Origin of the sequence: Pseudoxanthomonas suwonensis (genome assembly GCF_000972865.1) — a bacterium.
Classification (GTDB): Bacteria; Pseudomonadota; Gammaproteobacteria; order Xanthomonadales; family Xanthomonadaceae; genus Pseudoxanthomonas; species Pseudoxanthomonas suwonensis_B.
This window is the reverse complement of record NZ_CP011144.1, coordinates 3,855,733-3,871,989: the sequence shown is the minus strand read 5'-3', so window position 1 is coordinate 3,871,989 and position 16,257 is coordinate 3,855,733. Positions and strand designations below refer to the sequence as shown.

Sequence of the window (16,257 nt, the reverse complement as noted above, 5' to 3'; positions counted from 1 at the left end):
CTCCGCAAGGCTCGTGCCGCCGCCCCAAGGACGAGCAAGCGGTCTTGGGCGTTGGGAAAATCTCAACGGATGAGATCCACGGCCGCTAGAAAGGATTGGTAGCCCCCGATTGGAGCGGACGCGTGACCTACGAGGCGATCACGGCATTAGCGAGCAATACCAGTCTGGCGGTCATCACGCTGATGACCGTGGGCTGGTGGTGGATTTGCCGGCGAACCGGCTCCAGCCATGCGCTGCACATGCGGTTGTGGCGGATATTGACCGGGAATCGAGAAATTAGCCACCCGCAGATCCGCGCCTATATCGAAGAGCAGGACAGTCTGATGGCATTCCGCTTGAGCTCGGGAATGCGGGTCAAATCGGCCACACATGCGGACCGGGCGATTGCGTTCGTGACGGCGCGTGACCTATCACCTGATCTGATTCGCCGAGTCGGTGACTACTTTGATGCCGATGAACTTCGAATGGCATCACGACCATCGAATTTGCTCAAAATCTGGCTCTTCTTCGCTACGGCCGTGCTCCTTCTGATCTTCGCAATCGCCGGATTTGCCTCGTTTGAACAGCGGGTCTTGGTCAGTTTGAAGGAAACCGGAACTTGGTTGTGGCTTTCTAGCAGTGAGGCGCAGGCTGTACGTCCAGCACTACTGGGCGATCGTCCAATCCTCTCGTTTGTGGAGTGCCCGAAGGCTGATTTCCAAGGGTGGTCTGCCCGTGATGTCGCCATCTTGTGCTCCATCAGGACGAATCCTGCGCTGGGTCCATACATCGAGAAGACTCGGAAGAGACAGCGTGTGACGTTCCTAGTGCTTGCTACCTTCTCGTTGGTAGTAGCCGGGTCCCAGTGGCTGGAGTTCTTACGTGCCAATGCTGCCGAGCGGCTGGCCAGGCAATTGGATAAGTGGGCCGCAACCTCTGCTGCAACCCAACCCATCAATGTCGCTCCAGAGCCGGCGGCAGCCACCCCGCTCCCCTAACGCGCGTTCACCGTGCTCCACCTTTTCCGGATCGGCGTTGCCGCACCAGTCAGTCCGCGCGTGCCTTGGGCTTGCGAACACGTCGGGCCGGTGCGGCGGTAGCGGTTTTCCTGCGCCCTGGCGCCGCGACCCCGACCTGGGCCCAGGCACGCTGCAGGACACCCAACTGCTCCTCCAGCGCTTGGCAGCGGGCCCGTTGCGCGCCGAGTTCACCCTGCACTGCCGCTGATCGCTGTACTGCCTCGTCGCGCTCACGCGCCAGGGTCAACTCCCGGGCATCGCGCCCTTTGAGGGCTATGGCCATCTCCGAGCGCGCTTCCTTGGTGGCTTGGCGCGCCAGGTCGATTTCCTGATGCGCTCGGTCTTCGAAGGCCCGGCGGTGGGCATCCAGCGCGTCCCGCTCGCGCTCGGCGCCTGCTTTGTGTTCCTCGAACCGAGTGGTCAGGGCCAGCAGCTCGGCGTCCAGACGATCGGCCCGGCCTTGGGCGCCATCGCGCTGGACAGCTAGGTCGGTGGTCTGGGCCTTGAGCTGGTCGACCAGTTGCTGCAGTTCGCGGGCTTGAGCCAAGGCGAGATCGCACGCGGACCGGGCCTCGGCCGCCACTTGCCGTGCGTCTCTGGCGTCGACCAGGGCGGCGTCCCGTTCGTCCTGCTGGCGGGCGCGTTCCTTGTCCAGGGTGTGCCGGTCCTGTTCCAGCGCGGCATCGGCCTGCTGGCGGGCCTCAGCCAGAGCGTGGGACCACAACTGCCCGGCCAGCCGAGCCACCGATTCAGGCGCCTCCGGCAGGGCCACCTGCATCGCATGGCGTTGCAGACGCGGGCCGAGCTGTCGCCACCAAGTGTCCAACCACCGAGTCACCGTGTTCGGCGATCCCGTGCCCAGATGGGCCCGGATCCGCTCCACGGTGGGACGCTCGCCGGCCGCAACCAAGGCGTCAGCGGCGTGGTGCACGTCGTTTTCGGTGATCCCGCGGGCCATGAAGGTCTCCTACTGGGGCACCCTGCCCCGTTGATTGCGTACTTGCGATAAGTGATGATTATCGCGGCTATAAACTCTATATCGTAGTATACATTACATACTATGAAAGAAATCTCTGCTAATTCCGCCCTTGCCCAGACCGTCCATCAGTTGGTGCTGCCGGAACAGCTGGCCCAACAGGCCGCCGACGCGGTGCGCGAACTCCTTGCCGAGGCCGCGGCCGCCAACACCATCCGGAGCTATGCCAGCGCTTTGCGCTATTGGGCCGGCTGGCACGCCGCTCGCTACGGCATCGAGTTGACGCTGCCGGTGCCCGAGGCGGCCGTGCTGCAGTTCGTGGTCGACCATGTGGTGCGCCGTAACGCCGACGGTGACTTGGCCTGGGAGCTGCCGCCGGCGGTCGACCAGGCCCTAGTGGCCGCCGGCCTGAAGGCCAAACCCGGCCCGTGGACCCTGGCCACGGTCCGGCACCGGGTGGCGGTCCTGTCCACGGCGCACCGGCTCAAACAGCAACCCAACCCCTGCGAGCAGCCGGCGATCCGCACCGTGCTCAGCCGCGCCGCCCGGGCGGCGGTCAAGCGTGGCGAGCGGCCACGCAAGAAGACCGCCATCACCCTGGCCGAACTGGAGGCCATGCTGGCCACCTGCGACGACAGCCTGGAAGGCCTGCGCGACCGTGCCCTGCTCTGCTTCGGCTTTGCCAGCGGCGGGCGCCGGCGTAGCGAGATCGCTGCGGCCGACCTGCGCGACCTACGCCGTATCGGGGCGCAGGGCTATATCTATCGGCTCGAGCACAGCAAGACCCAGCAGGCCGGTGTCACCGCGTCCTCCACCCCGGACAAGCCGGTGCTCGATCGGGCCGCTCTGGCGCTGGCGGACTGGCTGGACGCGGCGGGGATCACCGAGGGGGCGATCTTCCGGCGGCTGTGGAAACGGCGCGTGGGCCCTGCCCTCTCCCCTTCCGCGGTCGGGGAGATCGTGCAGCGGCGCGCGCGTCTGGCGGGGCTGGAGGGGGATTTTGGAGGGCACAGCCTCAGGTCGGGGTTCGTGACCGAGGCAAGCCGCCAAGGAGTCTCGCTGCCGGCGATCATGCAGCTCACCGAGCATCGGGCGGTGTCGAGCGTGGTTGGGTATTTTCAGGCCGGCGGAGCTACCGGTAACCCAGCAGCTCGCCTCTTAGAAGACTAGGGAACAGCACTCAGGTTACACGTGAAATACCAAGCCCTCATCTACTCTGCTCGTGACGAGTACTAGATCATCGTTGTTTCGCAAAATGCGATCCCGTTCGCGGTAAAGACGCGCCTGATCGACATGTATGTCCAGTCCTTGGGGCGTACAGCCACGAGTCTTATAAATCGTGAACGCCATCCAGAGTCAACTCCGAGTTCGCTTTCCATACCTCGGCCGGCGACTGGTCGACGACATGGATCAGCTCAGGTCGCCCGAGTTGGACGTAGTTCATGGAATCGGTTAGCCATGCGTACTTCTCACGATGGGCTTGGACCCGTGACAGTGAGCTACCCGAGGCAGTAGCGAGACGCTTCTGAAGTCGCTCGAGCCATCTCGGGTCCCGCTGGTTGATGTCGATGTTCGCCTGGATCAGTGCCTCGCTGAGGCTGGGCCAGCCCATTCCGACCGATGCACCATATGAATGGCCAAGTTCGCTTGCGTACACCATCCGGAGCATCCCGCTCATCAAGTATCTCCAGTTCACTCCGTGCGGAAATCGCGCCATGACGATCGGCAGGAACTCAGACAGGCGAAAGAGCAAGCGGGACAAGAACGCGCTTGACCGAACGGAGTGGACTGGCAGCAGCGTTCCCAATACCGTTCGTGCCCCGAGCGCGAGCATTCCGATGGCTGACGATCCGTGGCTACCGTCGATGGGGTACGTATCGCAGGCGCTCAGGAGCACGATGGGGGGAAGCGACAACCTGTCCCTGAGAGTCCAGATATCCAGAGGCTGGCCGCCCACGACGATCGAGCCGACACCTGTTTGCGAATCGCGGGACCCATGCCCGTCGAAAATCAGCATCGCCCCCTTGTAGCTCGAAACCGTCTCCACGAATTCATCGGCATTGGCCACATCCTGGAACCTGACGCGTGGCACGGATGACGCGTCGCCGCGCATTCGACCCGACAGAGCGGCTTCAAGGTGCCCTGCGATCGGATCCGATCCGGAAAAGCTTCGAACGACGAGAACCTCGTCGAAGCCGCTCTTCGAAATGAATGTGATGTCGTTGTTGACACATTGGGCAAACATCACGTTTCCGGGATTGCACGGGATTCGCGATACGTCGTGTTTAAGCCCCAAGGGCATGCCATCGATCGACAGCAGTTCAAGCGGAAGGTCTGCGATCAACGACATCTCGCCGATCCTGTTCGTCGGCCCTCGAACTTCGGAAAGCATTCGGCTCCCTGCCAGGGAGCCCATTTCCGTTGACAGCCTGCGCGCCAGCTTGTTGATCTTGAAATCCCTGTGAGGACCGCCCCCTCGCGCGCAACTTCCGATCTCAAGAAGCGCTGACCGAACCTTGTTGATGCCGGGATTCAGCCGCACCACTGGGGTGAGCGTCAATCCGCTGTGGACAATGAGCGCGCTCGAAAGCGCTCGAAGCTCCCGGGAACGGGTGGAAAGAACCCACTGCACAGTCGCGCCGTCAGGCATGCGAGGAGCGTTTCGCTTCCCCACCAAGGCGATTTCTGACACGTATCCGGCTCTTCTCGTTAGCGCATGGACGAAATTTGCCACGACCCGAGGCAGCCCTTCCTTCACCAGCTTTTGGCGGATATCTGTATGCGAAATCCACCACGCCACGGAATCAACGCAGATCGTCAGATCGTTAACGTGGCGCGCGAGACCATACTTGCCAAGGATCCTGGTCCGCATTGCGCTGACTGCACGGGCGCAGCGGACGGATCCAGAAACGTAGAGATTTTGTGCATGCGGGCCCATTGGTTCAACGCCACGCGTGTCAACCAGAAATCCTGCAAGCGCAATCTCGTTTGGCCGCGTAGTGTTGTGCGCATAGCTCGGACAGTCGACAGACATCGCAGGCCACTGTCGCAGCGGAGATTGCAGAAACTCCTCGAAAACACTTGCGAAGCGGGAATCGGTCTGCGCAGCTGCCACTCTGTGAAGGTAGTTATCGAAAACCTTGTCGTTGACCTGATCAAGCGGGATGGCACGTGGCTCTCCCGATTCGGAGAAGTGAAGCCAGTCGCATCCTGATTGCTCAATGATGTCGGCAACCCGCGTTGCCAATCCTTCCCTTGAGACCACGATATGGAAGAAGGGTTTCGCTTGCCCCGCCAGCACCTTAAAAGCGGATAGCTGCACCGGCAGGATATTCAATTTCACGAGTCCGACCTGACGAGCATTCAGTACATCGGTCCTGTCCGCGAACATCTCGCGCATATCCAGCGGCATCCGTACAATATGCTCAAGCAAATGTGCCGTTTCCAGAACTCCGGGAAGGAATGCCTGAAAAGGACTGGAATCCTCAAGCTCATCGTCTTCATGCGGCACCCAATACGTGATGGAGAACATCTGAGCGATGGCTTGCGCCGCCGCACGGATCTGGGGAGAACTTTCCTTCATCTATCCCTCACCCGATGACAAGTGGAACCACTCTCCACATCGACGACAATGGACTGTGTCGAAAGCTTTCTGGATGCTTCGGGCCTGCGATTCAAACTGGATATCCACGCGATCCCACTTCCGGAAACCCTCTCTCTCGCAGGCGTTTGCACTCCCGACGACTCCAGTGATTCCAAGAGGAGTCTGATCTTATGAAGCGGACGACAAATCAAGCCCGAGGAGTCGATTCGTGCCCGCGCCCGATCGCATAGACTCCTTTCGCGATCTTCTCCAGATGCCCGCGCTTGTAGGCCACACCGCAGGCTTGCGCGAAATCACGCTTCCAGGTTTCGAACGTCAACCCGTCCGGGACCAGGTAGCGGCCGTAAAGTTCGCGAGCCATGCCGGCCACGGTCAGTTTCCCGCCAATCGGCAGCAAGTTGATGAGCGAATACACGAAGCCCAGTGCGGCGTGATACGAGATTCGACCGCCGTACATCTGGTCGTACCCCACCAGGTCACGGGTCAAGTCACGCTCGGCGAATAGAAGCGCCGCTCCAGCAGCCAACGACAGCGGCAGCGATTTCCGCTCCGACTCGCCAAGCAATTTCGGGTTCTCCACCGCGACGAGATCATCCAGCCCCCTGATCTCCTCGACCATCCAGTCATCCGGACTCTCCGGAACCGCTATCTCATCCCATTCGCAGATCGAGCATTTCCATAGGTCGTCGCCGGACAACGGGTTCCTTCGCTGCGGGGTGATCATCGAGCAATTGCCACAATGGCGTACTTGATAGTGAGCACCTGCGGGACTGTCCTCTCCCGCACTACTCACTGGCGAAGCTCCTTGGATTTCGCGCAATGACGACTCATGCCAGTAGTAGATGGGCCACGGATAATGCGAAGACAGATAGTCGATCCAGTACAACGAGAGCTCGTTCTGAACCACCACGATCCACGCCCCCCATTCCCTGAGCCAGCCGACCTCGACACTGTGCAAGTCGAACCATTTTGGCAAGAAATTCGCGCGAACTATCTCACCCGTCTGCGCCTTCAATCGAGCATTGCTGGCCCGTTCACCGTTTCCCGGCTCGGAGATGACGGTCGCCTGGAATCGGCAGCCTGCGCCTCTCACTCCGAGGATCTCCGCGTCGTACAGGGCAATGCAAAGGGTCGTGGCGCGCGAGTAAGCGCAGAACAGCTCGGCGTCGTCCATTTCTTGGGCATTGCATATGACGACCACCGGGGATTCCATGCCTCGATAACGCGAAAGCGCGTAGCAGTGAAGGTCCTGTCTTTCGTCGCTTTTCGCCAAGTGACCGAATTTGTCGAGCACCACGATGTCGGAGTCGCGTATGCCGCTTCTGGCAAGAATGGCCAGTGTCCGGGACAGGGCGTCATGCATCCCGTCGACCAGTTCCTCCATTAAGGTGTCCGCTTCCAGATCCCGCGGCATGTGGAGCTGGTAGTCCGATTCCTTGACGGATCTCAACCGCTGGTACACCGCCTTCGGAGAGCGGATGACCGTAGTGAGCGCGAATGGCCTGGCGCCCCCCACCTGCTCACAAAGCCTAGATAACGAAACCCGATCCTGCTCGAACGAAAACACCTGCGTTTCGTCACAAAACGCCAGCATCTGGCCCTGCGAGTGCCAGCCGCATAGCCATTCGAGCCATTCCGCCCTGAAAGTCTGCGCTTCGTCAATCAACACCGCATCGAACTGCTGCACGCTGCTCCGAGAGGCCGCGCCCCGGATGTCCTCCAGGCAGCCGACTTCAAGCCATTCCCTGTCCATTTCCCCGTCATCGCGCCGCGTTCTTGAAGCCGTGGATGCGCACAGCGAATGCCACGTCCCCACTTTCAGCCGCTTGTCGTCCCCGATCTGCTTGCGGATGTACCTGGCGAGAAGTGTGTTGTAAGTCAGCACCAGCACTCTTTTGCCATCCTGCAGCAGGCGCCTTGCGCTCTCTATCAGGATCAGCGTCTTCCCGGTTCCAGGCCAACCCGTTATCACCCTCCTGTTGCCCATGACCGCATCGTCCACGATAGCCGATTGCTCAGCGGTCAAGCGCAGCCATACCTGTTCATCCCAAACGACGCGGGAGGCCCAGGCGGGAGTGCCATCGAACGACGGGCATATGGTGTTGATGAGGGCGTTTCTACGCTGGTCCCCCAGTGCCGAATTCGCGAGGGCCGCTTTCCAATAGGTCATGATCTCGACGATCCGCTGCCCGATGACCGGCAAGCCCGACCTGTCGATCACGATCGATTCCGGTGGATCGACGGTCACGTCCGTCAAGGCCACGCTCGCGATCTGGCCATTGAAATCGCTATCCGGAAAGATCAGCGCATAGCCGATCTTCAGTCGCAGGCCGGGCTTCACTCCCAGCCATCTCGCCAGGCCGTGGGCGCTCGCGCGGGCCTGCTCCACCGCCCGGCTGACGTTCCCGGAAGTGACGTGCACGAAAGCCAGCCCCTGGACCTTGTGTGCACCGCCCTTCACTTCCACGGCCAGCACACCCAACTCCGGATGGACAATCAAGAAGTCGATTTCCCCGGTCACGGCCTTGACCCCGGCGACCTCACGAACCGCCGCGCTGAGCCATGGAAGGCTATGCACTACAGTGAATCCATCTCCCAGCTGATCCTTCAGAAGATGGTAGACGAGCCCCTCCGCCCTGCTGTCGGTAGGTGCTGGCCCGCAATTGGGAATCATGACCACCAAATCAGACTCTCCCCGTCATCCCCACGCCTCGACTTCCGGCGTCGAGGATCCCGCGGACCGCGACAGACGCGTCGCTGCGCCCGGAGATCCCAGCGCAATCCGGGGCCAACCTCCCCATCGCGGCGTCCACGCACGAACCAAACATCGTTACGTTCGCGCCCGCCTCTTCCTCGCGCCTGGGTAAGGCAACTCGCCCACGCGTTCGCTGAAGGCGCGTTCGCCTACGCCCAGGAACTCGTCGTGGAATACTTGGCTGATCACCGACCGCGGCACGTGCTTGTTGCGGGAGTAGCTCTTGAGTTGACGCGACTCGCTCATCCATGTCTCCAGCCTCTGGCTGGCGCGCAGCACGATCACGTTCGAGGCCTGTTGGTTGCTGACCGGATGACGCTGCTTGTGGTCGGACGCGGCCATGGCCCCGAGGTAGATCAGATAGAACGCCTGGCTGACAGACACTTGCCGCACGAGTGATTTTGCCAGTGCATGGACCTTCGCATCATCGTCCGGGCTCGGCCAACCCCGGTCGTCGGCGACGTGCATCAGATACTGGACGCATTCTTCCTCTGCGATCGCTTCGGCCAGCGGCCTCGCCGCCTCTGTCCACGCCTGCGGCCAAACCGACTTATTCGCCATCTCCTCAATGGACTGCATCAGCGAGAGCGTCGCCGGCGAGACTCGCCATCGCATTCGGTCGAAGTGGTAGCCGCGAACCCTGTCGCCATTGACCTCGAATGCGACAGGTGGCGTATCCTCGTCAATTGCAACCAATCCGGTTTGCAGCAAGCGGAACAATCCCTTGCGATGCGCCGCGGTCGGCGAGAACAGTTTTCCGCTCTGGCCGAATGGCTCGAGCACCAATGTCCCATCCGCCGGGTCGCATATCCGCAGCAACGTCATCAGCGTCACCGCGTCCTGCAGAGGAATCTTCGCGGCCTTGGGCAACTCTCTGATCAGAGCCGGATACTGACCCAGTTCGCTCCGAATCGCAGCGCGGATCGCGTCGTTCGGATCACGACAGGCGTCACGTGCCTCGGCCAGCAGTCCAAGCAGCTTGCCACGCGCCTCGGATTCATCGGCAGGCAAGGCGTCGACCAGTGCGGCGACCAGTTCCGTCGCTGCCGCATATTGAGGGGATCGATAGAGCAGCAACAGGTTATGCAGTGACGAATAGTGCGCCTGGTCCCGGGAGAGCACGTCCCAATAGCGCGTGATCGCACGGCCATGATCCCTGCACCAATGCGCACCCAAGGCCTCAAAGAAGATCACGTTCGGATCTTCGGATTCCAGCGCCGCCAGCTCCGCGAGCTCACGGAACGCCCGGTACATTTTGTTCTCGCTGAGGACGTCGCGCAACGACGAGAATATCTCGGCCAGGTGCGGAGATGGCGCGACCTGCTCGAACACCTCCCGCATGCCCTTCGCATAGGCTTCGATCGCCGCGACCGAGGGGCAATCGACGGCATCCAACGGTCCCACTTCAGCAGATGGCGATCCCGCGCTTAAGCAGCGCAGTTCGCAGCGTGCCCAAATACTCCCCGCCAGTCGCCAGTGCGGGCGCTTCTTGACCGCGTAGGCCGTTGCTAACGCCGCGAGAATCACCGGGTTGCTCGTTTCCTCTGCGGCCTCGAGCATCGCTTCAGCGAAAACCTGCCTGTCGTAATCGTCGTCGCTTTCCCGCTCGCGGCATGCGAATAGGAATCTGACCAAGCCGCGTTCATTGGCTTGGGCAACATCGAGCAACCGCGCGCGATATGGAACCAGCGATTCAGCGGCGGCGAAGCCGCCGACTTCGCCGTCGAAGAAATAGAGCGGTTCGTACTCGCCTTCCAGCAGGTCGCTGAACGTTAATCGGCCCAACGACGGTATCGCCACCGCCAGCCAGGACTTGAGTGCATCGTCAACTCGTCCGGCATCGCCACCGCGGCAGGCAATCGCCAGCAGTGCCCGGCGCGCTGCAAGGACAATATCCCTGTCGGCTGCGACGTCCAGCGTCGCCAGTTCCCGGTAGAGCGTCACGGCCTCCTGTTCTCGTCCGGCAGATATCAAGATTTCAGCTTGCTTGATGCGCAATTGTTGGGCCGCGGTGCGTGCTCCCTCGCCATGTGCGATCGTCATGGCCAAGGCCGGGCCAAGGTACGCTAGTGCGTCGTCCCACCGCGCCAGCCGTTCTGCAGACGAAGCACACGTCCACAGGTACTCGGTCGTGACGTTCGCACCGAGGCCGGCTTCCAGGATTGCATATCGTTCGGCCTCATCTCCACCGTGTCTTCCGATGCACTCCGCCAGTTGCAGTCGAAAAAAGCAGCTGTCGGGATAAAGGGAAACCGCCGACCTGGCGTGTGCGAGCAGTGCATCGCCATCGCGGCGGTGGCTCTTGAACCAGAACAGCGCCACATAGGCTAGATAGGCTGGCACGTCGTCCGCCAGCGCCTCGCCTAGCAATTCATCGAGCAGACCCTTCTTGGGCTCTTCCAGCCGGTAGCGCGCGCTCCATCCTCCCACCGAGGCAACAGCCAAAGCCGCCAATCCGGCCGACGACAGGCGGTCGCGTTGGGGCGACAACAAGGCAGTGGCATCGGCCCAGGCTTCCGATTTGACGAGGCACCATCCCCGCTTTTCGTCGATGCGGACGCCACCTTCGCCGCATTGTTCGTACGCCGCAACCGCCTTCGACCAATCCTCGTCGAACAGCGCCTGGTCGCCTGCATGCTCCATTGTCGCGGGAGGGGAAGGCGGGGATATGCCTTGAAGAACTTCGGTCAACGTCAGATTGGTAGGGCTTGGCATTGCGATACCCGGCTGCATTACTCGAACCGAAGGTGTCCCGCCTACAAGGCTTACTCGGACACGAAGTGAAGAATGCTACGAACCATACTCGGGGAAACACCAAACTGCTGCGAGGATCCTCCTGTAATTCTTTGCCGCGTACGAGCGATTCCAGCAGGCCCCATCTTGCATTTGCCCAGCTCCATTACGCTGCCGCCAGGCCCTCGCAGAGTACCTCGATGGGATCCGCTTTCTTGCGCAAAACATCCTTTGAGTACTGTGCGATCAACTTCGCCGCCATCTTTTTGCACCAGTTCGGGCTCTTCAACTCATTTTTGTAGTCAAAGATTTCCCCTTCGTCGCCAACAAGCTCGGCATTCAGATCTAATGCAAGGGACCTGGCGAGCCCGCCGATCACCTCCAACAGCTTCGGAAGCTTATCGGGAATGAGAACTTTCTCAATATTCTGGAGCATCGCCACACCAGCCGGATCGGTCCTAAGAAGAGTGATGACTGCATACGCTAAAAAGTACTTCGTGAGGTTGTAATAGGCCAAGTGCTTGTCCTCGATCGCGTCAAGTGCCTCCTCAACCGCTTTGAAACTCTCCCAGTATCCTAGTATCCGAGCTCCCGTAACACCAGGCCTACCGAAGATATCGGAGTGGAGTTCATCCATTACTTTGTACTTCTGATGGCAGCTCCAGGGCTGTAGCAAGTCCATGGCAAGCAAGATTAGTCCTGCAGATTCATTGCTCAAGACGAGCTTTCCCTTATTGACTTCGCCTTGCTTAATTTCGTAGGCGACAGTCGCGGCGCTGATAGCCTCTACTTCAGCTTTCAGCCGCTGCTGGATCATATGGTTGGACTTGAGGTCACGCGCCTTGATCGCGTTTTGGTTGTTGCTTTTCGTTGTGATGGCTTGCGAGAGAGCGGAATCACCCTTTGTCTCTATGAGTTTCACCAGAATTTTTAGGTCTTCCGTGATCCTTGATTTCTCGGCCATCAACGATGTAAGGCTTTGCGCGCCATTGACAACTACGTAATCCTCGACTTCTAGTCGCTCGTCCGATTCCGCTACAATCTTCTTGCATAGCACATTGATGCCATTGTGATAGAGCGGAAAATTCTTATGCTCCCCTTTCTCTTTGATGCTGGCTCTCAGCCCCTTATTGACCTTCGTATTGCCAAGAGCAAATCTAACATTCTGCTCAAATAGTCGCCCGTCGACGATCCCGTCCATCTTTAGAAGATTGAGCGCTGGCGCAAGAAAAATCCGAGCGGCAGCACCGCCGGCGTCATAGTCGATAACGTCCGAATCAGAAATATCGAAGTAGTAGGCGCCCTTGATGCCACCATCTACTTCCAAGTCGATGTAAGCGCTGGCAATCGCGTCCGCGTCAAAGAGATCAATCTTAGGCAGCTTAGTGATAATTGCCTTTGCATCATCGTTCGCTAGTGCATTGGTAATAAACGCACCGCGCACTTCGTATGCATCTACTTTGTCAGCCAGACCGGTTCTTACGATCGTCTGCTTCAGCTTCTCGTTCTTAGTCTCCGCCAGAACTTCGTCAATCTTCTTCTTGCTATCGAATTGCTGAAGGGTCCCATAGAATTCCTTAAGATCAGTATCACCAAGCTCGGAATTGTCCTTTGTTTTGGTCTTAGCCTGAATGATGAAAACGGTCTCTGAAAAATCATCGACATAGATGGCATCCACGCCCTTGTCGTGCTTAGCATCCACGCATGCATCGTCAGCGTCGACCTCTTCCAGCCGATAAATGTGCTCCAGAAACCATCGAATGAAGCGCCCTGAGAAGTCAGGCGCCCGCTTTTCATAGGGCTTGAGATGATGCTCGGAGAAAGCCCCGTAGTTAAGATCAACGACCTTCATTTGTCACCCTTGCTCGCGAGTTACGGTCATTCTGCAACTATATCCGCCCAGCGTCACGCTCATCTTAATCGCCCGAGAGCTTTGGCGGTGAGAGGCTATTTACCCATGATAAATCAATCTAATCCGTGCCGCCCCAATGCCCGTCTTCGGCCAGATGAAGACATCCGACGCCTGTCATAAGTCGCGCCGCGAAGCAGCATTGATTTAAATGGAGAATGCCTGGCCTTCTCGGAGGCAACCAACGAGCCATCCATGCAGCGAGCTATCATCCCCAGATGATAACCGATGCGAAGAGAGCGCTGACCATGTAGCACGGGTTTCTGGTCGGTACATCAGCCATCCCTGTCCACCGACAAGCTATGAACAACGACTCCCTGGAAATCACCTATCTCATCACAGGACTCCGGCAAACCGTCTACGTGCCTATTCCCGAATGGCCGGGTTGCACCTTTGAGCAGGCCGACAACTTCGACGTCACGCTCCGAATCACAGAGGCCGAGCTGACGCCCGACACCGATCTCGGTTCGCTGATCGAGTTCTCCGATATGCGTGTAAGGCAGCTTGTCCTGGCATGGGAGCTCAGATTCGGGCGTAGGCTGCAACTCACCCGGCGCAACACCACGCTGCCCTCATTCCCGCAGAATGGTGGAACAATCGAGGTCTCCGATACGGTAATGCTCAGCGACCGAGCGGGAGCTGAGATCGTGCTTGCGCCCCCTCCCGAGCAGATGCCACAGGTGGCGCTCAGGGCGGAACGCTGGATCAGGACGTTCGCTGAGGCTGGCGACTTTCCGGACTATCCGGAGGAGCAGCTGCGGCGGCACTACCTGATCATCGAGGAACTGTGGGAAACATATAAGTCGACGTTCGATGCGGACGGCCAGGCAAAGTGCGAGGACATCGGCCTGATCAGGCACTTCGTGTCGCACGTCGAATGCAACCATGAGAAGGTCGTACAGTTCATCTCTGCTCGTCTACCCAGCGCGGTCGTGGCCGGGAAAAGTCGTCCGACCGTTCGCTTCGACCGTCTCAGCGTCGAGCATCGCAACTTCGTCGGGAGGCATGTCCCCGACTCCGAGCGGACGGCGAGAGAGCTGATAGAGCTTGCGATCAAGGACCTCCCGACGATCCCCTGCGGGTGACGGACTCCACCGACCCATCCCGAGGACGGCGCGGTGGCGGGAACAGCTCGGGTTGGACGCCTCGCGGGCGCCCAGCTTGGCTACCCATGCGGCGGTGATGCCAACCGGTCTAAGCGCGTCCTGGCCCACAACCGCCAGGACGTGATCGCCCAATCGTCGTTAGGGTCAAATCGAACTTGATGCGGCCCACGCCCCGTCCTGAACTATGTCGATAAGGCAATCCGGAAGGCACTCTACCCCCGATAAACATCCCTAATCCTCTACCCCTACCCATCTGGATGTCCGCTTAGGGAAGGTCTGAACAAGCGACCGACCTGAATGACGTTTCCACGTTCGCTCCGATCTCCATGGGATCAGGCGCATGCAATTGCACCAGCATTGTCAATTTCATGCTGGAATCGCCTGAAAAATCCCTCTCTTTCGGTTCTCCGGACGCAGCAATCGCTTGCGCGCCATCCACAGATTCGACAGCGCGAACAGCACGTTAAGCTGCGCCCCATTCTTGGCCAAGCCCCGATAGCGCATCTTCGTGTAGCCAACCTGCCGCTTGATCACCCGGAATGGATGCTCCACCCGTGACCTCACCTTCGCGATCAGGTGTTCGAGCAGTTCGCTGACATTCCTCAACTCGCCTTCCGGTAGCGCCTTGATCCGGCTCCGCCGCTCGGCAATTTCCAGCGGATCTTCTTGTCCTTCAGCCCCTCACGCTTGTCCGCGCCCATGTAACCGGCATTGGCATAGACCGCCTTCTCCTTGCCGTGCAGCAACTTTCCCATCTGGGTCACGTCCGCCACGTTCGCGGCCGTCGACACCACCGTGTGCACTAGGCCCGAGTCCCGATCCACGCCGATGTGCGCCTTCATCCCGAAGAACTACGGGTTCCCCTTCTTCGTCTGGTGCATCTCGGGGTCGCGCGTGCCACTGCGGTTCTTCGTCGAACTGGGTGCGTCGATGATCGTCGCATCCATGATCATGTCCTCGACGCCCCCCGGTTTTGAGTAGCGCGGCGATCTGGAGTCCAATTCCCCAACCCAAGGAGATTGGACGTGAAGAAGCGCTTTTCCGAAGAGCAGATCATCGGCTTCCTGCGTGAGGCCGAGGCCGGGCTGCCGGTCAAGGAACTGTGCTGCCGGTACGGCTTCAGCGAGGCGTCGTACTACCTGTGGCGGAGCAAGTTCGGGGGCATGAGCGTGCCCGACGCCAAGCGCCTGAAGGAGTTGGAGACCGAGAACGCCCGGCTGAAGAAGCTGCTGGCCGAATCGATGCTCGAGAACGAGGTGACCCGCGAGGCGCTGCGAAAAAAGTGGTGACCGCACCGGCGCGCAGGGCACTGGTGCGGTACATGGTGGAGCGTGGCCTGAGCGAGCGGCGATCGTTGGCGGTGGTGCGCATGAGTGCCAGCGCGTACCGCTACCAGCCACGGCCTGACGGCAATGTCAAACTGCGCGAGCGCATCCTAGCGCTGGCGCAGCGGTACAAGCGCTACGGCGTCGGGATGATCTACCTCAAGCTCAGGCAAGTGGAAGTGCTCGTGAACTACAAGCGCGTGGAGCGGCTGTACCAGGAAGCGAAGCTGCAGGTGCGGCGTCGGAAGCGGAAGAAGGTGCCCGCGGGTGAGCGACAGCCGCTGCTGCGACCAGAGCGTGCCAACCAGGTCTGGTCGATGGACTTCGTGTTCGACCGGACAGCGGATGGGCGGGCATCGCGGTCGAGCCGGCGATGCTGGCACACTCGCCAGCTGGGCGCGCCCGGGCACGGTGCTGCGCAGCTACAACGGCAAGTGCTACGACACGCCGCTGCTGGCCACCCGTTACCAGCTGGCGCGGCGCATACATCTGCTGGCCGACCTGCGCCACGTCGATCTGCTGTTTCCGGCGCGGCGCCGATACCGTGGCGTCTACGAGAATTGCCGCCCGGCGACCATCGAGCGTCGCATGCTGCAGGTCGTGCGCGACGATGACCTGCTCGGCTCGGAAGCGTCTGCCGTCTGGCTGGGCTACCTGCGCGGCGACGCCGGCCTGCTGCGGCGCGTGCTCACGCACAACCGGCAGGACGTGATCTCGCTGTCGTGGTTGTTGAGGCACCTCAGCCAACTGGTCCCGGTTTGAAGTCAGCGGGCTGAGACGACGACTACCTTAGCCCCGATGCATGCCACATATAGCGGCGCTGTTTCCCTTGTGAGAGACGCCGTCCAGGA

At 60.2% G+C, this 16,257-nt stretch carries 9 protein-coding genes and 2 pseudogenes; 5 read left to right on the top strand and 6 right to left on the bottom strand.

Going from position 1 to position 16,257, the window contains the following annotated elements; genetic code table 11:
* Window positions 1-122 precede the first annotated feature (122 nt).
* Window positions 123-977, top strand: coding sequence for a DUF6216 family protein (locus tag WQ53_RS16945; protein ID WP_144409367.1), 855 nt, complete (start codon window positions 123-125; stop codon window positions 975-977).
* Between the two features lie 49 nt (window positions 978-1,026).
* Here the strand turns inward: WQ53_RS16945 and WQ53_RS16010 are convergent, their stop codons facing one another.
* Window positions 1,027-1,956 carry a DNA-binding protein gene (locus WQ53_RS16010; RefSeq protein ID WP_052633750.1) on the bottom strand — a complete coding sequence of 310 codons (930 nt, stop codon included), beginning with the start codon at window positions 1,954-1,956 and terminating at the stop codon, window positions 1,027-1,029.
* A 102-nt stretch (window positions 1,957-2,058) separates the two neighbouring features.
* On the opposite strand from WQ53_RS16010, the gene WQ53_RS16005 reads away from it, so the two are divergent.
* Entirely contained in the window at window positions 2,059-3,144 is a 1,086-nt protein-coding gene (locus WQ53_RS16005; protein ID WP_052633746.1) for a site-specific integrase, read from the top strand.
* A gap of 160 nt (window positions 3,145-3,304) precedes the next feature.
* On the opposite strand, the gene WQ53_RS16940 is transcribed toward WQ53_RS16005, so the two are convergent.
* From WQ53_RS16940 to WQ53_RS15985, 4 genes are all read right to left on the bottom strand, one after another.
* Window positions 3,305-5,557 (bottom strand): hypothetical protein, encoded by a 2,253-nt coding sequence (locus WQ53_RS16940; protein ID WP_144409366.1) that lies wholly within the window; start codon window positions 5,555-5,557, stop codon window positions 3,305-3,307.
* 208 nt (window positions 5,558-5,765) lie between these two features.
* Window positions 5,766-8,252, bottom strand: coding sequence for a nuclease-related domain-containing DEAD/DEAH box helicase (locus WQ53_RS15995; RefSeq protein WP_082113091.1), 2,487 nt, complete (start codon window positions 8,250-8,252; stop codon window positions 5,766-5,768).
* Window positions 8,253-8,408: 156 nt separating this feature from the next.
* Window positions 8,409-11,066, bottom strand: coding sequence for a hypothetical protein (locus WQ53_RS15990; RefSeq protein ID WP_144409364.1), 2,658 nt, complete (start codon window positions 11,064-11,066; stop codon window positions 8,409-8,411).
* 166 nt (window positions 11,067-11,232) lie between these two features.
* Window positions 11,233-12,918 (bottom strand): AIPR family protein, encoded by a 1,686-nt coding sequence (locus WQ53_RS15985; protein ID WP_052633735.1) that lies wholly within the window; start codon window positions 12,916-12,918, stop codon window positions 11,233-11,235.
* A gap of 359 nt (window positions 12,919-13,277) precedes the next feature.
* Here WQ53_RS15985 and WQ53_RS15980 point away from each other — a divergent pair, with 359 nt between their 5' ends.
* Window positions 13,278-14,060: a hypothetical protein gene (locus WQ53_RS15980; protein WP_052633733.1), complete on the top strand. Its 783-nt coding sequence runs from the start codon at window positions 13,278-13,280 to the stop codon at window positions 14,058-14,060.
* 387 nt (window positions 14,061-14,447) lie between these two features.
* Here WQ53_RS15980 and WQ53_RS17310 read toward each other — a convergent pair.
* Window positions 14,448-15,031, bottom strand: a pseudogene (locus WQ53_RS17310) (IS5 family transposase); the annotation flags it as partial.
* Between the two features lie 75 nt (window positions 15,032-15,106).
* Between WQ53_RS17310 and WQ53_RS16935 the strand changes: the two are divergent.
* Both WQ53_RS16935 and WQ53_RS15965 read left to right on the top strand, forming a co-directional pair.
* Window positions 15,107-15,763: pseudogene (locus tag WQ53_RS16935) on the top strand (transposase); the annotation flags it as partial.
* Window positions 15,752-16,168, top strand: coding sequence for a ribonuclease H-like domain-containing protein (locus WQ53_RS15965; RefSeq protein WP_162488663.1), 417 nt, complete (start codon window positions 15,752-15,754; stop codon window positions 16,166-16,168). The pseudogene WQ53_RS16935 and the gene WQ53_RS15965, both read left to right, overlap by 12 nt.
* Window positions 16,169-16,257 lie beyond the last annotated feature (89 nt).